Annotated in this window: 18 protein-coding genes; 9 read left to right on the top strand and 9 right to left on the bottom strand. The window is 44.3% G+C overall.

Annotation, left to right across the window (positions count from 1 at the left end):
* Positions 1 to 118 precede the first annotated feature (118 nt).
* Positions 119 to 1,078, bottom strand: coding sequence for a class 1 fructose-bisphosphatase (locus tag KDW99_RS18920; protein ID WP_255827059.1), 960 nt, complete (start codon positions 1,076 to 1,078; stop codon positions 119 to 121).
* Positions 1,079 to 1,226: 148 nt separating this feature from the next.
* Here KDW99_RS18920 and KDW99_RS18915 point away from each other — a divergent pair, with 148 nt between their 5' ends.
* Entirely contained in the window at positions 1,227 to 2,195 is a 969-nt protein-coding gene (locus KDW99_RS18915) for a zinc transporter ZntB (protein WP_255827057.1), read from the top strand.
* A gap of 32 nt (positions 2,196 to 2,227) precedes the next feature.
* Here KDW99_RS18915 and KDW99_RS18910 read toward each other — a convergent pair whose 3' ends face one another.
* Positions 2,228 to 3,082, bottom strand: a complete 855-nt coding sequence (locus KDW99_RS18910) for a LysR family transcriptional regulator (RefSeq protein ID WP_255827056.1) — start codon at positions 3,080 to 3,082, stop codon at positions 2,228 to 2,230.
* A 118-nt stretch (positions 3,083 to 3,200) separates the two neighbouring features.
* Here KDW99_RS18910 and KDW99_RS18905 point away from each other — a divergent pair, with 118 nt between their 5' ends.
* Positions 3,201 to 3,599, top strand: a complete 399-nt coding sequence (locus KDW99_RS18905) for a hypothetical protein (RefSeq protein WP_255827043.1) — start codon at positions 3,201 to 3,203, stop codon at positions 3,597 to 3,599.
* Positions 3,600 to 3,707: 108 nt separating this feature from the next.
* Here the strand turns inward: KDW99_RS18905 and rpiA are convergent, their stop codons facing one another.
* Positions 3,708 to 4,379 carry a ribose-5-phosphate isomerase RpiA gene (rpiA, locus tag KDW99_RS18900; RefSeq protein ID WP_255827041.1) on the bottom strand — a complete coding sequence of 224 codons (672 nt, stop codon included), beginning with the start codon at positions 4,377 to 4,379 and terminating at the stop codon, positions 3,708 to 3,710.
* Between the two features lie 297 nt (positions 4,380 to 4,676).
* Here rpiA and ilvA point away from each other — a divergent pair, with 297 nt between their 5' ends.
* From ilvA to KDW99_RS18880, 4 genes are all read left to right on the top strand, one after another.
* Positions 4,677 to 6,182, top strand: a complete 1,506-nt coding sequence (gene ilvA, locus KDW99_RS18895) for a threonine ammonia-lyase, biosynthetic (protein ID WP_205116371.1) — start codon at positions 4,677 to 4,679, stop codon at positions 6,180 to 6,182.
* A gap of 135 nt (positions 6,183 to 6,317) precedes the next feature.
* Complete coding sequence (argS, locus tag KDW99_RS18890) at positions 6,318 to 8,051, top strand: arginine--tRNA ligase (protein WP_255827022.1); 1,734 nt, start codon at positions 6,318 to 6,320, stop codon at positions 8,049 to 8,051.
* A 127-nt stretch (positions 8,052 to 8,178) separates the two neighbouring features.
* Positions 8,179 to 9,162, top strand: a complete 984-nt coding sequence (locus KDW99_RS18885) for a type I asparaginase (protein WP_255827020.1) — start codon at positions 8,179 to 8,181, stop codon at positions 9,160 to 9,162.
* Positions 9,163 to 9,185: 23 nt separating this feature from the next.
* A complete protein-coding gene (locus tag KDW99_RS18880; RefSeq protein ID WP_255827018.1) occupies positions 9,186 to 10,055 on the top strand; it encodes a DMT family transporter in 870 nt (289 codons plus the stop codon).
* 21 nt (positions 10,056 to 10,076) lie between these two features.
* On the opposite strand, the gene KDW99_RS18875 is transcribed toward KDW99_RS18880, so the two are convergent.
* The 6 genes from KDW99_RS18875 to KDW99_RS18850 form a co-directional block, all read right to left on the bottom strand.
* Positions 10,077 to 10,697: a ubiquinone biosynthesis accessory factor UbiJ gene (locus KDW99_RS18875; RefSeq protein ID WP_255827017.1), complete on the bottom strand. Its 621-nt coding sequence runs from the start codon at positions 10,695 to 10,697 to the stop codon at positions 10,077 to 10,079.
* A gap of 37 nt (positions 10,698 to 10,734) precedes the next feature.
* Entirely contained in the window at positions 10,735 to 11,118 is a 384-nt protein-coding gene (locus tag KDW99_RS18870; protein ID WP_255827016.1) for a gamma-butyrobetaine hydroxylase-like domain-containing protein, read from the bottom strand.
* Between the two features lie 80 nt (positions 11,119 to 11,198).
* Positions 11,199 to 12,521 (bottom strand): ATP-dependent protease ATPase subunit HslU, encoded by a 1,323-nt coding sequence (gene hslU, locus KDW99_RS18865; protein WP_255827013.1) that lies wholly within the window; start codon positions 12,519 to 12,521, stop codon positions 11,199 to 11,201.
* Between the two features lie 76 nt (positions 12,522 to 12,597).
* Entirely contained in the window at positions 12,598 to 13,149 is a 552-nt protein-coding gene (hslV, locus tag KDW99_RS18860; RefSeq protein WP_255826994.1) for an ATP-dependent protease subunit HslV, read from the bottom strand.
* A gap of 120 nt (positions 13,150 to 13,269) precedes the next feature.
* A complete protein-coding gene (locus KDW99_RS18855; RefSeq protein ID WP_255826985.1) occupies positions 13,270 to 13,887 on the bottom strand; it encodes an SPOR domain-containing protein in 618 nt (205 codons plus the stop codon).
* A 77-nt stretch (positions 13,888 to 13,964) separates the two neighbouring features.
* Positions 13,965 to 16,196: a primosomal protein N' gene (locus KDW99_RS18850; protein ID WP_255826984.1), complete on the bottom strand. Its 2,232-nt coding sequence runs from the start codon at positions 16,194 to 16,196 to the stop codon at positions 13,965 to 13,967.
* 266 nt (positions 16,197 to 16,462) lie between these two features.
* Between KDW99_RS18850 and rpmE the strand changes: the two genes are divergently transcribed.
* From rpmE to KDW99_RS18835, 3 genes are all read left to right on the top strand, one after another.
* Positions 16,463 to 16,678 carry a 50S ribosomal protein L31 gene (gene rpmE, locus KDW99_RS18845; RefSeq protein ID WP_255829315.1) on the top strand — a complete coding sequence of 72 codons (216 nt, stop codon included), beginning with the start codon at positions 16,463 to 16,465 and terminating at the stop codon, positions 16,676 to 16,678.
* 8 nt (positions 16,679 to 16,686) lie between these two features.
* The gene (locus KDW99_RS18840) at positions 16,687 to 17,484 is read left to right on the top strand and encodes a thermonuclease family protein (RefSeq protein ID WP_255826981.1); all 798 of its coding nucleotides are present in this window, start codon (positions 16,687 to 16,689) and stop codon (positions 17,482 to 17,484) included.
* Positions 17,485 to 17,654: 170 nt separating this feature from the next.
* Entirely contained in the window at positions 17,655 to 18,923 is a 1,269-nt protein-coding gene (locus KDW99_RS18835; protein WP_255826980.1) for a malic enzyme-like NAD(P)-binding protein, read from the top strand.
* Positions 18,924 to 19,034 lie beyond the last annotated feature (111 nt).

Below are 19,034 nucleotides of genomic sequence, written 5' to 3'. Positions count from 1 at the left end.
AATAAGCAGTGTTTCTATTTAGAAAAATATATGACATTAGTGAAGTTTGACTATGATGAGAAAATGACTAATAAAAAAGGAGCCGAAGCTCCTTTTTTATTTTAAAACAAAGTTAATGTTAATAACTTAGGCACTTATCCACTTCGTTCGCGGCACCTAGTATGACGGCAACGCGTTGGTGAATAGCTTCTGGCTGGATGTCTAGAATGCGTTGAGTGTGAGTGTGGGCTTTACCGCCAGCTTGTTCTAGCAACATTGCCATTGGGTTCGCTTCATACATTAGACGTAGCTTGCCAGCTTTAGATGGATCTTTGTTATCCCAAGGATAGATGAAGATACCGCCGCGACAAAGGATACGGTGTACGTCACCCACCATAGCTGCTACCCAGCGCATATTGAAGTTCTTATCACGAGTACCTTCTTTACCTTTTACTAAGTCACTCACATAGTTCTGCATATTGGCTGACCAAAAACGCTGGTTCGACATATTGATGGCGAATTCTTGAGTATCTTTTGCTACTTGAACTTTTTCACGAGTTAGTGTGAAAACGTGGTTAACTGGATCATAAGTAAACATGTTGACGCCATTGCCTGTTGTAAGAACCAACATGGTTGATGGGCCATATAAAACATAACCGGCAGCCACTTGTTCTTTACCAGGAATCAAAAAATCAGCTTCGGTTGCGGGCTTGTCACCTTTTTGGCGGTAGATAGAGAAAATAGTACCAACCATTGCATTGATATCAATGTTAGAAGAGCCGTCTAATGGATCAAAGGCGATGAAGTATTCACCATCTGTATTAGCAGGAACTATGTAGTCTTCTTCTTCTGAAGCAATGGCTCTCACTGCTGGGCAAGCAAGCAGGGCATCTTTCAGCATGTCGTTAGAAATAACATCCAGTTTCTTTTGTTCTTCACCCTGAACATTTTCATTACCAGCCATACCTAAAATACCTGCAAGCGAGCCTTGTTTTAGTGCATCTGATATCGCGATGCAGGTATCAGTTGTTACTGTTAACACTGCTTGTAATGACGTTGGTGTTGCACTAGATGCTAAAACATCAGGTAAGTTTTGCATGATCAGGCATTTCCTTGTTATTTGAAGTTACTCAAATTATGCCACTCTAGACATTGAGTGTCAGCCAAGGTAGGAATATGTAGGTAAAATAAATAGGGAAAACCGACGTTTTCGGATAATCTACGCAAAATACTGAAAAGGAATATTTATGGCTGATTTTATCGTCCATCACTTAGAGTTAAATGGTCAAGGCGGTGCAACGTCCCTAACAGCTTCGGATTTACCTAAGGTCTTACCCAAGCAGGGCTGTCGCTGGGTGCATTTGGATGCACTCCAAGAAGATGGTTATGATTGGCTATCAAGCTTAGAGGGGATTCCGGAAACAGCGGTAGAAGCTTTGTTTGCTGAAGAAACCCGTCCACGTGCGGTAAAGATGGGAGATGGTTTATTACTGACGTTACGAGGCGTTAATTTAAACCCAGAATCTAACCCTTCTGACATGGTGTCTCTGCGACTTTGGGTAACGCCACATTTTATCGTGTCTAGCCGTCGTCGTAAGCTTTTGTCTGTACAAGATACAGTGAAGAATCTTGTTAACAATGAAGGCCCAACGAATACTGGTGATATCGTAGCTACTTTAACCGAGACATTGACTGGCCGCATGGCGAAAATCATCCATGGCTTAGAGGATGAATTAGCGGACTTAGAAGAAAGCATTGGAGAGGGGATTGAAGCTGATCAGCGTGATTCTCTTGTACAACGTCGCCTTGAAACGATTCGCTTAAGACGATTTCTTGTACCTCAAAAAGAAGCGATCAATAAATTAGCTCAAGAGTCACTTGCTTGGATGACACCTGATCAAACATCACAAGTGCATGAAGCCGCCAACGATATTACTCGTTATGTCGAAGGGTTAGAGTCATTGCGTGAACGTTGTTTATTGATGCAGGAAGAGTTTGCCAATTTACAGGCTGAAAAGATGAACGCTCGAATGTACGTGCTATCGATTCTGTCTGGCATTTTTATGCCTCTAGGCTTTTTAACCGGTTTGTTTGGTATCAACATTGGCGGTATGCCGGGTACAGATAATGGTTCAGCGTTTTGGCTATTCTGTATCGTTTTAGTGATACTAGGCGGTGGCCAATTTGTGTTAATGAGAAAAAGCCGCTGGTTTTGAGACACTGCTTGATTCTATGAATCGTAGGTCTGTTAAGCAAATTTCACAGGGTTAGGGTTGGTCGACGCATCTCCAATTTTATTTATTGTTTCTATTAGCTCATTCGGTAATTGGCGATACGCTAGTGCTATAGAGCGTTTAATAGGCGTTTTTAAAATAATAGAAAGGTATCTTAAGTCATTATCTTGTTGGATGTATGATTCAGGTATCAGTGCTACCCCTAAACCCAATTTTACTAATCCTTGAATTTGTAGATCATGTATCGCTTTACCTTTGTAGGTGATAGAAACTTTTATTTCATGCGTAAGGCGTTCAAAAGCAGCCTGATTGGTGCAATAGGGGCGGGCAATAAATGTGAGCTTCTCAAAGTCGTTTAAGGTGACAGCTTTTTTCTTTGTTAAAGGGTGGTCTTGCCTAACGACCAATTTATAGCCCTCTTTAGCGAGTGATTTGAATTGGAATTGCGCTGGTATCCTTTCTTCATCAATAATTGCTAGCTGTGCTTGCTCAATTTCATTGACAATGATTAGGTCAATGATTGATGACGTGTTTCTTAAAGGTTTTATAATGTCTTGATACCGTTCAATATTAATGTCCGGTTGAATGTAAATTGATACTTCAATTCTATTGCTTGGTGTGAAGGCTGCTTCTATTTGTTGGTTTTGTAAGAGAAAATCAATTGCTAGCTTATAGAGTTTTTTGCCATCCGGTGTAGGTTTTATTCCTTGTTTGCTTCGTTCAAATAGTTGTGTGCCTAGGCTAGTTTCTAGTGATTTAATCGCATGAGTAATTGATGGCTGGGAGATGAAGCAGCGTGAGGCAGCCGCAGTGACAGATCCTTCTTCATAAGCCGCAACAAAGTAATAAAGAGGTTTTGTTTCTATCATATAAACTGTCTATAGATGAATAATAAAAGCTATATTATATCTATGGGTTTAAAGTCGATACCCTAGTTGCATGTAAACGACAAATTATCGTATTAAAGTCAGCACTAGGGGAAACAATATGTTCGAGCGCTACAGTGATATTGCTATTCATCGAGTTCTAAATTTATTTGAAGCGGGAGATATGACGTTATTAAAATTTCTTGCTAATGATATTGATCTACGTATTGATCATTATAAAGATAATGCAGACACTAGTTGGCAGAGTTGTGGGAACAAAGATGAGTTTATAACAGTTCTCACTCGTCTGGGTAAGGAAGTTTTTCCAAAAGGTACTCATGTTACTAGTCTTACATCAGAAGCATTGGGTGATGGCTGGTTTATTACAACATTTGATCAATCATTTTGGTATGGGATAGAAGGACGAGATGTAGACAGCAGAACTTATATTGTGTCTCATGAGTTGAAGGGTCAGGTAGATTATTTTAGAGAAAATGTAACGACTATGGTTTATCGATAGCCAATCAAAAGCAGATGCTTGCCTTTATCTATCACGGCAATGCACGACTAAGTAGAATCAAAATGATTCAAAGCCTCGACAGTTTTCGAGGCTTTGAATGCAGCAACACTATTTCTTCAGTGTTTTAACGCCATCTTTTGTGGCTAACAGCAAAATATCCGCAGAACGTTTTGCAAACAAGCCATTTGTTACCACACCAACAATGCCGTCGATGCTTTTTTCTAGCGCGATAGGATCAAGAATTTCTAGATTATAGACATCTAAAATATGGTTGCCATTGTCGGTAACAACGCCTTCACGATAAACCGGATCACCGCCTAATTTTACTAATTCACGGGCTACATGGCCGCGTGCCATTGGAATGATTTCTACAGGAAGAGGGAAATCACCAAGCACTTTTACTAGTTTAGATTCGTCTGCGATACAGACAAATTCATCACTGCATGCCGCCACGATTTTTTCGCGGGTTAATGCCGCACCGCCGCCTTTGATCAAATGCAGGTGGTCATTCGACTCATCCGCACCATCGACATACACACGAATGCTGTCAACACTGTTTAAATTATAAACAGGGATGCCATGCTTTTTCAGACGTTCAGCAGATGCTTCAGAGCTTGCTACAGTGCCGTCAAATAAGCCTTTGTGTTTAGCTAATTCATCAATAAAAAGGTTTGCTGTCGAGCCTGTGCCAACACCGACGATAGTGTCGGTTTCTAACATAGGAAGAATGTAAGCTACCGCAGCTTCTGCAACGGCTTGTTTTAATTCGTCTTGCGTCATGGTGATGTTCACCTTCTATTATAGTTTTACAAGGGGCGGTATTATTCGGCTTACCTATAATGATAAGCCACCTCTGATGGTGGTCGTATTATAGGCGCTTCATGTCTCTATTGTTACCCTAACTTATTAGGCTATTGATGGGTTTTATGTCTTTTTGATGTGAATTTAGAAAGCATCGGTCTTTGCGCCAAGAGAGGTGAAAGAGTATATTTCCTACTCGGTTTTTTTTGACTAGCAGTCAGCGTAGATGTCGTTTAGAACATCATGTTGTCGATTTATATTCGTTTAGGAAGCACTATGCCTCATACCATGATTAAAAAGATTCTACAGGCGCGCGTTTATGACGTTGCCGTAGAAACACCACTGTCTCGTGCCAATCAATTGTCGAATCGATTGGGTAACGAGATTATTTTGAAGCGAGAAGATTTACAGCCTGTTTTCTCTTTCAAAATTCGTGGGGCATACAACAAGATTTGTCAGTTAACACCAGAAGAGCGTGCTCGAGGTGTTATTGCTGCGTCGGCAGGTAACCACGCACAAGGTTTGGCCTTGGCGGCGAAAAAACTGGGTATTCAAGCGACTATTGTAATGCCTGCAACGACGCCAGAAGTGAAAGTTAGCGCGGTGCGAAATCATGGCGCGGAAGTGGTTTTGTTCGGTGATGCTTTTGATGAAGCGTCGGCAAAATCTCGTGAAATTATGGAAAAAACCGGCCAAGTTTACGTTCATCCATTCGATGACCTAGACACGATCGCAGGTCAAGGCACGATCGGCATGGAAATCCTTCATCAACACGAAGGTAATATCGACGCGATTTTTATTCCTGTCGGCGGCGGTGGTCTAATCGCTGGAGTATCGGCTTATATCAAATACCTTCGTCCAGACATTAAAATTATTGGTGTCGAGCCACAAGATGCCGCTTGTCTAAAAATTGCCTTGGAAAAAGGCAAACCCACTCGCTTGCCGACAGTGGGGATTTTTGCCGAAGGTGTAGCGGTGGCAGAAATTGGTCAAAATACTTTTGCTATTGCCAAAGATACCGTCGACGAAGTCATCACAGTGACTACAGATGAAATGTGTGCGGCGATCAAAGACATCTATGATGATACCCGCGCGATTACTGAACCTGCTGGTGCGTGTGCTTTGGCGGGCTTGAAGAAGTACATCGAGCGCGAAGGTGCAAAAGGCCAAACCCTTATCGCCATCAATAGTGGTGCGAACGTCAATTTTGATCGCTTGCGTCATGTGTCAGAACGCGCAGAATTGGGTGAGAAACGCGAAGCCATTATTGCTGTGAAGATTCCAGAGCACCCAGGTAGCTTCAAAGATTTCTGCCAAGCCTTGGTGGGCCGTAACATCACCGAGTTTAACTACCGTTATGGTGATGACCAAGAAGCCGTGATTTTTGTAGGTGTCGCCTTGGGTGGCAGCCCCCATAGTCGTAAAGAGCTATTGGAGGACCTGAAAGATTACGAGATCACAGATTTAACCGACGATGAAACGACTAAAGTTCATGTCCGTCATATGATTGGTGGGCATTTACGCAGCGATAAAGGCGAGTTGTTGTACAGTTTTGAATTCCCTGAACGTCCAGGTGCCTTGTTAAAATTCTTAAACACGCTTGGTGGCCAATGGAATATTTCCATGTTCCATTATCGTAATCATGGCGATGCCTATGGGCGTGTTTTGGTTGGGTTGCAAGCGGTAGGCGAAGAAACCGATGTGACTAAATTCTTAGATGAGCTGGGCTATCCTTATCAAGACGAAAATAACAACGATGCTTGTAAGCTGTTCTTTCGCTAAAAGCGCGAAAATCGGTTATCATTAGCGCAACTATTTTTTTGAATTCAGCCCTCTCATTGGTGACAGTGAGAGGGCTGTGTGATTCTAATATGTCGCTATTCTTAGTGACATATTTACTGTTTAAAGGTCTCCCTTGTGAATATTCAAACTCTTCTAAATCAACGCATTCAAGCGGCTATGGTTGCGGCTGGCGCATCTGATACTGCGCAAGCGTTAGTGCGTCAATCGGCAAAAGTTCAATTTGGTGATTACCAGGCAAATGGCATTATGGGCGCGGCGAAAGCGCTCAAAATGAATCCTCGTGATTTTGCCCAAGCCACACTTGAGAAATTGGATATTTCAGATCTTGCCGACAAAGTCGAAATCGCCGGGCCTGGTTTTATCAATATCTTCTTGAAAAATATTTGGTTAAGTAAAGAGTTGGTGCAATTGCGTACCAGTGAACGTCTTGATGTAAATCCAGTTGAAGCGCCTGAAACGGTTGTGGTGGATTACTCTGCGCCAAACCTTGCCAAAGAAATGCACGTGGGCCATTTACGTTCGACGGTGATTGGTGATGCGGTTGTTCGTACGCTGGAGTTTTTTGGCCATCACGTGGTTCGTCAAAATCACGTAGGTGATTGGGGAACGCAATTCGGTATGTTGTTGGCGTACATGGAACGCCTACGCGCCGAAAATGCCAAGATCAGTATGGCCCTTGCTGATCTTGAAACTTTCTACCGTGCCGCTAAAACTTGCTTTGACGAGGACGAAGCTTTCGCTGCTCGTGCCCGTGAATTAGTTGTTTCCTTGCAGTCTGGTGATGAAGAATGTTTGGCGCTTTGGGATGAGTTTATCGAAATCTCTATGGCGCACTGTGAAGAAACCTACAAGATGCTTGGTGTGTCTTTAGAGCGCCAGCACGTAATGCCTGAAAGTGCCTATAACGATGATTTGGCGAACGTGGTTAGTGAGCTGAAAGAACAGGGTATGTTGCAAGAATCTAATGGCGCACAGTGTGTGTTCATGGAGGAGTTTGCTAATAAAGAGGGCGAGATTACGCCGGTTATCGTGCAGAAAACCGGTGGCGGTTTCTTGTATGCGACAACCGATTTAGCGGCGGTACGTTTCCGTCAGCATACCTTGAATGCCAACCGTGTGTTGTATTTTGTGGATGCGCGCCAGTCTTTGCATTTCCAGCAGATTTTTACCTTGTCTCGTAAAGCAGGCTTTGTAAAACCAGAAACTCAATTGGAACACATGCCGTTTGGTACTGTGATGGGCAGCGATGGCAAACCATTCAAAACTCGTTCTGGCGGCGTAGCGAAATTGTCTTCTTTGTTGGAAGAGGCTCAAGAGCGTGCTTATCAATTGGTGGCGTCGAAGAACCCAGAGATGAGCGAAGAAGAGCTACGAAACATCGGTCGTGTAGTTGGTATTGCGTCGGTCAAATACGCTGACCTATCGAAAAACCGTACCAGTGATTACGTGTTCAACTGGGACACCATGCTGAGCTTTGAAGGCAACACAGCGCCTTATTTGTTGTACGCTTATTCTCGCGTAGCAAGTATCGTTAAACGCTCTGAAATCGATCTAGCGAGTCTGACAGGTGATATTTCGGTAGAAGAACCACAAGAACGCGCCTTAGCGATGAAATTGTGTCAGTTTGAAGAGGCCATTCAACAGGTTGCTAATGATGGTATGCCGCACTTCTTGTGTTCTTACCTGTACGATTTAGCGGGCACCTTTATGACTTTCTATGAAGCCTGTCCTATCTTGAACGCCGAAGATGACGTGAAACATAGCCGTCTGCAATTGGCTTTGAATACAGCCTCAACTCTGAAGCTTGGCCTGTCTTTATTAGGTATTGAAACGCTAGAGCGTATGTAAACTCTCTACTGCTTTAACGAATAAATTAAAAGGCGCTTTTCTAATCGATTAGCGCCTTTTATGTTTTAAATCTTAAGTGACATAATCCGCACGTAAAATAGGATTAATAAAGAGGAAGAATCAGCATATGAAGATTTATATTGCCTATACTGGCGGCACGATTGGTATGGTGCCTTCAGAGCAAGGCTTAATCCCCGATGCGGCGTTTGCAGATCACTTAACTCAACATTTAAACGCAGCTGATGAACTTGCTCACGATTTTGTGATCGCTAGTTACCCAAGCTTGATTGATTCATCCAATGCTACGCCGAAAGACTGGCAAACCATCGCTCGTGATATAGAAAGCAAATGGCATGACTTCGATGCCTTTATTGTTCTGCATGGCACAGATACTATGGCTTATACCTCAGCGGCGTTGTCTTTCATGTTTGCCCATAGTGATAAACCTATTATTGTGACTGGTTCGCAAGTGCCTATGTATAAGGTGCGAACTGATGCCATGATTAATGTGATGGGTGCTATCTCTGCTTGTGAAGAGCTTACTTGTGAAAACTATAAAAAAGGTGTGTTTCTATTCTTCGCTGGTCGTTTGATCGAAGGCGACCGAGCTCATAAAGCGCACACCAGTGATTGGCAAGCCTTCAGTTCTCCAAACTGCCCAGAGAGAGGCGTGTTAGGCATCGATTGGCGCTGGCGCTCTGTCGATGTTGCTAAGCAACCAATGCAAATTCAGATTCCAGAAATGCAAGAAGGTTCTGTAACTATTTTGCCTGTCTTCCCTGGTGTTCAAGCTGCTCATTGGCAAGGGTTGTTGAGTGAAAACGTAAAAGGCGCGGTGTTATTAAGTTATGGCGCTGGTAATGCCCCTGATAAAGATCCTGATCTTTTAGCGCTATTACAAGCCGCTTCAGAGCGCGGCGTGGTGATTGTCAATGTGAGTCAATGTGGCGCGGGAAGCGTGGCGGCAGGCGCTTATGCTGCAGGTTCTGCATTGGTTAAAGCGGGTGTAGTTTCAGGAGAGGATATGACTTATGAAGCCGCATTTGTGAAATTGAGTTTTTTGATAGGTTTAGGTTCTTCTAGCGAAGACATTAGAAACTGCTTCTCATAACGAGAAGTTAAAAGGGATTTTGTATGGCATTTTTATATGTGCTCTTAGTATTGATTTGGTCAACAGGCTTTATCACTGGCAAGCTTATCGTCGGTCTGATTGATCCTAACGTTTTTTTAAGTATTCGTTTTGTGTTGGCGGGCTTGCTGTTTCTTGGCATCGCCTTGTGGCAGCGTCGACGCTTTCCTGCGTGGAATGACTTACCAAAGCATATTATTGCCGGTATGTTGATGAATGGTTTTTACTTGGGCTTTGCCTATGTTGCCATTGCAAAAGGCCTACCGGCTGGCGTTATGGCCTTAATTGGCGCATTACAGCCAGCCTTAGTGGCGCTACTTGCCTTCTTGTTGATCAAAGAAAAAACGTCTCTGAAAGGCGTCATCGGCATGCTTGTTGGCATCATTGGGTTAGTGTTGGTTATCAGTCCAGCACTAGAGTTAGATATGAGCCATGGTGGCGTCACTTTGCTGACATTTACCTTGGCTTTTGCGGCGATATTTACTCTTTCTCTTGGTGTGACCTATCAGAAAATGTCGATATCATCGTCTGATATTTTCAGCTCAATGGCGATTCAAAATCTCGCGGCGAGTGTGGTCTCGATTGGCTTTATGTTGCTACTCGGTGAGACCTTATTTGCAGTGCAGTTGGAATCGTTCTTACTCGTTATCTGGGGCGTACTGGTTTTATCTGGCGGCGGCGTTTTCTTGATGGTGTGGTTATTGAGAAAAGTCCGCGCATCACAGGTGTCTACAATGCTGTTATTGGCCCCGCCATTAGCCGCGGTCGAAAGTTACTTTTTGTTCAGCGAATCTATGACCATGATTCAGATTATCGGCTTTGTCATAACGATTGTTGGTGTGTATTTCAGTCGAGCAAAAACCAGTGAGGCATGAGGAAAGAGAAGAAAGGCGGTTTTAGCTTTTCTTCTCAAGGATTCTGATTTTGGCTTCCGTACGATCAATCAAGGTACCAAAGCGCTCTATTTCATCGACAAAGTTGTTGAATTCAATTTTGCTTGGCAGCAGTTGGCTGTCGGTTTGTAGATGATGAACCATCTGCATTCTGGCGTTGGTGGCGAATTCTTTGCTCCAAGACCATTGGGCGCGAAGTAGGCGAGCTAGAGCTGCTGCCGATAAATCGCCGATGTGATCAGCAAGCAATCCTTCCCAATCGAACTCGAAGTTTTCCATTACTTTATGCAATGTCATTAAGGCTTGAGCATTTCCTTGGATACGTAAATCGCCATCAAAGAAGCCGTCGCCTTCAAGCAATTTTCGGTACGCGGCGCTCGGTCCTTGTACAAGGGTATCCAGTCGCGGATCTAGTTCAATCCCGTCTAGGCTTTCTGGGCGGTTTAGCATCACACCTTGCTCTAGAATATGAATCTGCAAAATGAAGGAAAAGTCTTCTACATAAAGAAAGACTTGTTGTCCTGCCAATTTGCTTAGGCGATCTTGGGAAGGTGTGTCTTGTTTAAGGGCGAGGTTGATCGCATTTTCAATGGCGCTGAGTGCCGATAAACTGAGTGATCCCATAAGAAATTTTCCAATGATTGCTAAAATGCGGTTAAAACTAAACTTGGTGAATTTGAATCATTGAAGTTTCACGTGTCTGGCCTTCTTTTTCAAGGCGATCTAGATACATTTTCCAGAGTTCATCATGGTTTTTGCCAATATTGTAGAGATATTCCCAAGTATAGAGACCAGTATCGTGGCCATCATCGAAGGAAATCTTCAGTGCATAATTGCCTGCGCCTTCGACGTTATTAATCGCAACGTCTTTTTTGCCGTATTGCAAAATGGGAATCTGCAAGCCATGACCGCGAACTTCGGCAGAAGGGGAGTGAATGCGTAAGAACTCAGCGCTAAGGCGAAAACTTTGACCATCAGCAAAAGTAATGGCCAACTCGCGAGATTGCTTGTGGTAGTTGATATTAGTTGGCGCAGGCGTTGTCATGATCTCAGTGTCCTATGGAAGCCCCTTCAATGAAGGGGCTGTTTCTAAAGAAACGCTTTTCTTGTAAAAGTATGAGTCAATTACAGAATGTATTGGCTCAAGTCTTCGTTTTCGGCGATTTCGCCAAGTTGTTCATCTACGTACGCAGCAGTAATGTCGACTGTCTGATCGTCAGGCATATCGCTTGCTGAATAAGACACCTCTTCAAGTAAGCGTTCAAGTACCGTGTGCAATCGACGAGCACCAATATTTTCAGTGCGTTCGTTCACTTGGAACGCGATCTCGGCAATGCGATGAATACCTTCTTCGGTAAAATTCAGATTAATGTGCTCTGTTTTCGCCAGCGCCACGTATTGCTTCGTTAAAGAGGCGCTTGGTTCAACCAATATACGTTTGAAGTCGTTTACTGTTAGTGCATCTAATTCAACACGAATTGGTAAACGGCCTTGTAGCTCAGGAATAAGGTCTGAAGGCTTAGATAAGTGGAAGGCACCAGACGCAATAAATAAGATATGATCGGTTTTGACCATGCCGTATTTTGTACTAACGGTACAGCCTTCAACTAATGGTAATAAGTCTCGTTGTACGCCTTCACGGGAAACTTCACCACCAGAGCGTTCAGAGCTTTTTGCCACTTTATCGATTTCATCTAAGAACACGATACCGTTTTGCTCAACCGCTTCAACCGCACGGGCTTTTAGCTCTTCTTCGTTAACCAGTTTCGCCGCTTCTTCATCACGAACTTGGCGTAATGCTTCTTTGACTTTCATCTTACGCTTTTTGGTTTTCTGTGAACCAAAGCTAGAAAACATGTTTTGAAGCTGGCTGGTCATTTCTTCCATACCAGGAGGTGTCATGATTTCTACGCCCATTGGAGAATCGGCAAGGTCGATGTCGATTTCTTTGTCGTCCAATTGACCTTCGCGTAATTTCTTGCGGAAAGTCTGGCGCGTGCTGTTGTCTTCTAGTTCAGGATCGCCACCACGAGCGGGTGGTAATAGCACATCAAGAATACGGTCTTCTGCTGCGTCTTCAGCTTTATGGCGCAATTTTGCGGTTTCTTGCTCGCGCAGCATTTTGATCGCCATTTCAACTAGATCTCGGATGATGGATTCAACATCGCGACCAACATAGCCTACTTCGGTGAATTTAGTGGCTTCGATCTTGATGAATGGTGCGTTAGATAGCTTGGCTAAACGACGAGCTATTTCGGTTTTACCAACACCTGTTGGCCCAATCATCAAAATGTTTTTAGGCGTAACTTCCGCACGCATGTCTTCTGGAAGTTGCATACGACGCCAGCGGTTACGCAATGCGATGGCGACTGCGCGCTTTGCTTTTTGCTGACCAATAATGTGGTTGTCTAAGGCGTTAACCGTCTCTCTTGGGGTCATGCTGCTCATTATCAATTCTCTTCTATGTTCTTGAATGATGTTATCTGCGTCGTTTTAAAGTCTATCGATATGCGTTGAAAGCATGTTAGTTAGACTTGTCTTCAAGTTGCGCATCAATAGTAATTTCTTCGATAGTTAAGCTGTGATTGGTAAAGACACAGATGTCTGCTGCAATATTAAGGCTTTTTTCGACAATGTCTTTTGCTGTTAGATCTGTGTTGTCGATTAAAGCACGAGCTGCTGCTTCTGCGTAGTTACCACCAGAGCCAATGGCCAATGCGCCGTGTTGCGGCTCAACAACATCGCCCGTTCCTGTAATGATCAGTGTGCTGTCTTTGTTGGCGACTATCAGCATGGCTTCTAGCTTGCGTAATGCGCGGTCGGATCGCCAGTCTTTGGCAAGATCGACGGCGGCGCGAACAAGTTGGCCTTGGTGTTTTTCTAGCTGGCCTTCGAAGCGTTCGAACAGGGTGAAAGCATCCGCTGTACCGCCAGCGAAGCCAGCAATCACTTCGCCATGGTATAGGCGACGTACTTTACGAGCATTGCCTTTCATAACAGTGTTGCCTAAAGATACTTGTCCATCGCCGCCGACGACGACTTGGTTGCCTTTGCGTACAGTAAGAATTGTTGTCATGGTCTACTCCAGTTTCGATTCTAACGAAATGGGGGCAAGCCAGAAGATTTCAAGCAAGGATTGCATACAGAGTCCGCTTTCACTTTCTGTATGCAATCTATACGAGATGGTAAGGGAAGGTTATTGCTCTTTTTTGACTTTATAAGAGTAGGACGCAATATCCATAGAAACGAGCTTATCTTCTGCTCGGTTCATTTTAGAGCGTGATTCATAAGGACCGAGAACAACACGGTACCAAGGTTGCTCACCTTTGCCGATTGTTTTGCGAACGCTGGTTTCTACCATGCCAGATAAAATTAGTTTAGCGCGCATACGGTCAGCGTCTTCTGGACTGCGGAAAGACGCAGCCTGCAGCATGTAATAAAAATCTTGTTCGCCACGAGGCGTAGACTGATAGGCATCAACGTGACTGGTATCTACTTCGCTATCCTGCAGAATTTGATAAAACTCAAAAGTGTCTTTTTTCGGAGCCACAGGCACTGGCGCTTTTTCTTTTACTGGGGCCGGCTTGGGTTTAGGCGCTGCGGGCTTAGGCTTTTCAATTGTTATCTGTTTAGGTTTGGGCTTGGGCGATACTTGATTTAGTTGCGTCAATCCATAAATAAAAGCCACGAGGATTGCGGGAACAAGAAGCCATAACCACCATGCGGTTTTGCGTTTTGGCGGTGGTGGCGATCTACGTGTCGCCCCTTTCTTTGGGCGACTTCCTTTTGCTGCAATTTGAACAGGATTAAACATAATTTGGGCTTTTTGCTGTTAGCTTTAGCGTAAATAAAATAAACGGAGTGAAAGTTGCGCACATTATGCGTGCAAGATCAGTAAGTTTCCAGTGGATCGACATCAATTGCAAAACGAATTTTATGTTGTTTGGTGGATTTTTCTAACCAGTCAGTCATCATTTGCGTCGCTTGATGCAAAGGGGCACGCTGCGCGGCTTTGATCGAAATTAGAGCACGGTGCTGTCCTGCTTTGCGCACAATAATGGCAGCATACGGGCCAACGAGATAAACATCTTTGGCAAAGTAGGGTTCGAGGTCGTTTCTCATAGCGGATAAAAGCTGCATGGCTTCTTGTTCGTTGCCCGACTCAGCTCTGATGATGACCTGATGATAAAAGGGCGGCAGAGAAAGAGATTTACGTTCAGCCAAACCATCAATCGCAAAATGTTCGTAGCCAAGATTACATAAACATTCGATAGCGGCATGATCTGGGTGATAGGTTTGTAGTAATACGTGCCCTGGTTTTTTTGCGCGACCGGCACGACCAGCGACTTGGGTGATGAGCTGAGCGGTTCGTTCCATACCACGAAAATCGGAAGAAAATAATCCCGCGTCAGCGTCCATGATGATAACAAGTGTGACATTCGGGAAGTGATGGCCTTTTGCCAGCATTTGCGTACCGATAAGAATGGCTTGGTCATGTTCATGGATTTTTTGGGTGAGCTTCGCCATCGCGGATTTGCGCTGAGTACTATCACGATCAATGCGTAAAATCGGTACATCCTTAAAAAGCGTACTAAGCTGAGTTTCCACTTGCTCAGTTCCTTCCCCGACGGTAAATAATTCTTCCGACTGACATTCAGGGCAAGTACGGATCAGTGCTTTTTGCGTATCGCAATGATGACAATGCAGCTTGTTGGCACGTTTATGCACGGTTAGATTTACATCGCAGTGATCGCAGGCGGCAATCCAGCCACACTGGTGACACATTAAGGTTGGTGCATAACCACGACGGTTTAAAAATACTAAGACTTGTTCTTTGCGTTCTAAACACAGCTTCATGCTCGCGAGGGCGTGTTCGCTAAAGCCATGAACGAGAGTCTTGCCTCGCAGGTCCACTCTTTCCATTTCTGGAATATGGGCATTGCCTGCTCGTTGACGAAGTTTGAGCCAAGCAAAGCGCTTTTGCAGGGCGTTGGTTAGGCTCTCATAAGATGGTGTGGCCGAGGCGAGTAGAACAGGAATATTTAGTGCTTGGGCGCGTTTAACGGCAAGATCGCGAGCATGATAACGAAAGCCTTCATGCTGTTTATAAGAGGTATCGTGTTCTTCGTCAATGACTATCATGCCAAGGTTCGGCGCAGGGATGAAAGCCGCAGATCTTGTGCCGATAATAATTTTGGCGTGACCGCTAGCAGCCAATAACCAAGCATCCAGACGCTCTCTGTCGCTCATATTGGAGTGCATTAAGACGATGTCGGTGTTGAAGCGGATTTCAAAGCGCTTTAGTGTTTGCGGTGTTAGGCCGATTTCCGGCACCATCACTAGAACCTGCTTGCCTTCTTCGATCAGGCGTTCCATAACACGCAAAAAAACTTCGGTTTTACCACTGCCTGTCACCCCGTCTAATAGCGCCACATTGAACTGATGGCGATAATCTAACAAATGCTCTGTAGCGTGCATTTGTTCCGGATTGAGTGTTGGGGGGACCTGAGTTTGATGGGCGTGCTTTTCGCCGCCTTTGTTGAAGGAGCGAGGTTCTCGGCGCAATAAGCCTTTTTCTTCTAAGCTTTTTCCGGCTGCTGGAGCAAGGTCTAAAACAGAAACGGAATGCTGGCTTAAGCCATTAGGATGTTGCTGTACCGCTTTTAGGAAGTCTTGTTGGCGCGGCGCTCTGCTAAGTTGTTCAAGTGGTAAAGATTGTCCTTCAGGGGTAGTAAGCCACCAGTTTTCTGTGCGGAACTCGGCACTTTCACCTTTGCGAAGCAAAACAGGCAAAGCGTGAAAAATAACGTCGCCAATCGGATGATGATAGTAACGTGCCGCCCATTCACATAATGTCATAAGCTCTTTGGTAATGACTGGACTTTGATCGTGCATCGACGTCAGTGGTTTAACTTGATCAGGGTCCCAATCACTGGTTTCGCTTAGTGAGACAATAACGCCAAGTCGGCTGCTTTTACCAAAAGGCACTTTGACCCGCATACCAGGCTTCAGTTCGTGCCTTAATGCAATCGCTTTGGGGACTTTGTAGTCAAACAGTGTGCGCATTGGCACTGGCAAAGCGACTTTGATAAAAGGATAAGGAGTAAGAAGCGCCTCTGACATGCGTTAGGTTAGACCTTGTTTAGTAAAGCAAAAATAGGAAGTCTTGATCATTTCGTAAGTGTACGTCAGAGTAGTGGGTCGGTGCGAGCCACAATTTTATGAGAAAAGCATGAAAAAAGGTTGCTGATTAGGCAATAGATCCCTAAAATACGCGACTCTTGGCTCCACTGTACAATGTCTGTACAACGAAACGTGCGGTGCTTGACGTGGCGAAAGCCCATTTATATCGATCAAGTGGCGGCACACCAAACTATAAGGTAAATACCATGCAAAAAGATATCCACCCAAATTACTCTGCAGTTACTGCTACTTGTACTTGTGGTAACACTCTAAACCTAAATTCTACTTTAGGTAGCGACCTTCACGTTGACGTATGCAGCAACTGTCACCCGTTCTACACAGGTCAACAGAAAATGGTTGATACTGGTGGTCGTGTTGATCGCTTCAACAAACGTTTCGGAGCGCGTCGTACTACTAAGTAATTGGTGGCATGATAGTGATCGCATTAAAAAAGCGCCAAGTTCTCTTGGCGCTTTTTTTGTTTTTGTCCTTAGCCGTTCAAGCGCAGGTTGCTACAACAGCCGCAACCTGTACGGCAATCGGCGAACTCGAAAAAGCGAAGATCAAGAGAGTGGTTGATGGCGACACCATACACCTTGTTGATGGCCGAAAAATTCGGCTGGTGGGCCTTGATACGCCAGAACTTGATCACAAAAAAGGCAACCATGAACCTTACGCGGTAGCCGCGACAGACTTCCTTCGCTCTCGTCTTGATCAATTTGTTTACATCCAAACAGCAAAGAACGAGCGCGATAGATACGGTCGGTATCTGTATTACCTGTTCGATAAAGATCGTATTTCATTGACGAGTCAGTTACTATCCGAAGGACTTGGTTATCGTATTGCTGTTCCTCCAAACTTAGCCTATCAAGACTGTTTTGAGGCGGCTGAAACCGCAGCTCGTAATGCGCATAAGGGATTATGGCAGCAAAATTTGCAATGGCAGCCAAAAGCTGGATTTGCAATCTCCCGTGTCAATATTACTTCAATTACTCGGAACCGAGGAGGTTGGTGGCTAGAAACCGATCAGGATCTAGTGATCAATTTACCACCATACGTGACTGATTATTGGCCTGCCCAAAAAGTGTTTTATCTTGAGGGTAAGGAAATTGAAGTACGTGGTTGGCAACATCAAAGGAAAAGTCGCTATTCTGACTTTAAATCTTGGGTGCTTTCTGTAAGACATCCTAATGATTTGCTTGAAATCAAGGCTTCTGTCAAACATTGAATGATAGAATATTCCTATGGTTTTGCGCTTTAAAGTATTGAGTAGATCGATTATTCTGACGAAACAAAATTATAAGGTGCCACTTTCGAAGCTTTTGTAGGCTTGGGAACAAGGCCCAGTTTGGCTATGATAAAACTAATTAATTACACCAAATAGACGGAAACATCATAATGGCAGAAGATATAAAGCAAGCTGCACTGGATTACCATGAGTATCCAGTTCCAGGAAAACTGAGCGTCACTATTACTAAACCAACAGCGACCGCTCGTGACCTTTCTCTAGCTTACAGCCCAGGTGTGGCTGAACCTTGTCGTGAAATTGCGAAAGATCCAGAAGCGGCTTACCGCTACACAGGTAAAGGCAACCTAGTCGCTGTTATTTCTGATGGTTCGGCAATTCTTGGATTGGGTAACCTAGGTCCATTGGCAAGCAAGCCAGTAATGGAAGGTAAAGGTTTATTGTTTAAGCGTTTTGCTGGCATTAACTCTGTTGATGTGGAAGTTGAATCTGAAAGCCCACAAGCTTTTATTGATACCGTTGCTCGTATTGCGAACACATACGGCGGTATTAATTTAGAAGACATCAAAGCACCTGAGTGTTTTGAAATCGAACGTCAGTTGATTGAGCGTTGCTCTATCCCTGTTTTCCATGACGATCAACACGGTACCGCGATTGTTACTGCCGCTGGTCTTTTGAATGCGTTAGAGCTTCAAGGTAAAGACATTGCAGACGCTAAAATCGTTTGTCTTGGTGCTGGTGCCGCTGCGACAGCGTGTATGAAGCTAATTATTGCTTGTGGTGCACAGCGCGAAAATATCTTCGTTCTTGACCGTAATGGCGTAATCCACTCTGGCCGTACTGATTTGAACCAGTTCAAAGCCATGTTTGCGACGGCGACTGATAAGCGTACTCTTGATGACGCAATTGATGGTGCTGACGTATTTATCGGCGTATCAGGTCCAGACCTATTGTCTGCTGACCAGCTTGCTAAAATGGCAGCTAACCCAATCGTTTTTGCTTGTTCCAACCCTGATCCAGAAATCAATCCAGAGCTTGCTCGCGCAACTCGTGATGATTTGATCATGGCAACAGGCCGTTCTGATTACCCTAACCAAGTAAACAATGTTCTTGGTTTCCCATTCATTTTCCGTGGTGCTTTAGACGTTCGTGCGACTAAGATCAACGAAGAAATGAAAGTGGCAGCGGTTCATGCACTTAAAGACCTTGCTAAAGAAGAAGCCCCAGCAGACGTTGTGGCGGCTTACGGTGGCGCGCCATTGAGCTTCGGCAAAGAGTACATCTTGCCAAAACCAATGGATTCTCGTTTGCTTAACGTAGTGTCTGCAGCGGTTGCTCGCGCAGCGGTTGATTCAGGTGTGGCAATGCTTCCATACCCAGATTTTTACCCGCTTGAGAGCCTAGATCATTTCGGTGCTTAATCGAATCTCGATCTGCTAAAAAGGCGACTCCCTAATAAGGAGTCGCCTTTTTTATTTGTATTGTTTGAGTATTTATTTTCTTAATGAATCAATGGGTGTTATCTGATTATA

The organism is Marinomonas rhizomae (assembly GCF_024397855.1).
Lineage (GTDB): Bacteria > Pseudomonadota > Gammaproteobacteria > Pseudomonadales > Marinomonadaceae > Marinomonas > Marinomonas rhizomae_A.
Note: the sequence above shows the minus strand (reverse complement) of the source record. Positions and strands in the feature narration are given on the sequence as shown.

What these genes read in the sequence shown, in the direction of transcription:
- KDW99_RS18920 (WP_255827059.1), bottom strand. Translation starts at nt 1,078, where the DNA reads ATGCAAAACTTACCTGATGTTTTAGCATCTAGTGCAACACCAACGTCA.
- KDW99_RS18915 (WP_255827057.1), top strand. Translation starts at nt 1,227, where the DNA reads ATGGCTGATTTTATCGTCCATCACTTAGAGTTAAATGGTCAAGGCGGT.
- KDW99_RS18910 (WP_255827056.1), bottom strand. Translation starts at nt 3,082, where the DNA reads ATGATAGAAACAAAACCTCTTTATTACTTTGTTGCGGCTTATGAAGAA.
- KDW99_RS18905 (WP_255827043.1), top strand. Translation starts at nt 3,201, where the DNA reads ATGTTCGAGCGCTACAGTGATATTGCTATTCATCGAGTTCTAAATTTA.
- rpiA (WP_255827041.1), bottom strand. Translation starts at nt 4,379, where the DNA reads ATGACGCAAGACGAATTAAAACAAGCCGTTGCAGAAGCTGCGGTAGCT.
- ilvA (WP_205116371.1), top strand. Translation starts at nt 4,677, where the DNA reads ATGCCTCATACCATGATTAAAAAGATTCTACAGGCGCGCGTTTATGAC.
- KDW99_RS18885 (WP_255827020.1), top strand. Translation starts at nt 8,179, where the DNA reads ATGAAGATTTATATTGCCTATACTGGCGGCACGATTGGTATGGTGCCT.
- KDW99_RS18880 (WP_255827018.1), top strand. Translation starts at nt 9,186, where the DNA reads ATGGCATTTTTATATGTGCTCTTAGTATTGATTTGGTCAACAGGCTTT.
- KDW99_RS18875 (WP_255827017.1), bottom strand. Translation starts at nt 10,697, where the DNA reads ATGGGATCACTCAGTTTATCGGCACTCAGCGCCATTGAAAATGCGATC.
- KDW99_RS18870 (WP_255827016.1), bottom strand. Translation starts at nt 11,118, where the DNA reads ATGACAACGCCTGCGCCAACTAATATCAACTACCACAAGCAATCTCGC.
- hslU (WP_255827013.1), bottom strand. Translation starts at nt 12,521, where the DNA reads ATGAGCAGCATGACCCCAAGAGAGACGGTTAACGCCTTAGACAACCAC.
- hslV (WP_255826994.1), bottom strand. Translation starts at nt 13,149, where the DNA reads ATGACAACAATTCTTACTGTACGCAAAGGCAACCAAGTCGTCGTCGGC.
- KDW99_RS18855 (WP_255826985.1), bottom strand. Translation starts at nt 13,887, where the DNA reads ATGTTTAATCCTGTTCAAATTGCAGCAAAAGGAAGTCGCCCAAAGAAA.
- KDW99_RS18850 (WP_255826984.1), bottom strand. Translation starts at nt 16,196, where the DNA reads ATGTCAGAGGCGCTTCTTACTCCTTATCCTTTTATCAAAGTCGCTTTG.
- rpmE (WP_255829315.1), top strand. Translation starts at nt 16,463, where the DNA reads ATGCAAAAAGATATCCACCCAAATTACTCTGCAGTTACTGCTACTTGT.
- KDW99_RS18840 (WP_255826981.1), top strand. Translation starts at nt 16,687, where the DNA reads ATGATAGTGATCGCATTAAAAAAGCGCCAAGTTCTCTTGGCGCTTTTT.
- KDW99_RS18835 (WP_255826980.1), top strand. Translation starts at nt 17,655, where the DNA reads ATGGCAGAAGATATAAAGCAAGCTGCACTGGATTACCATGAGTATCCA.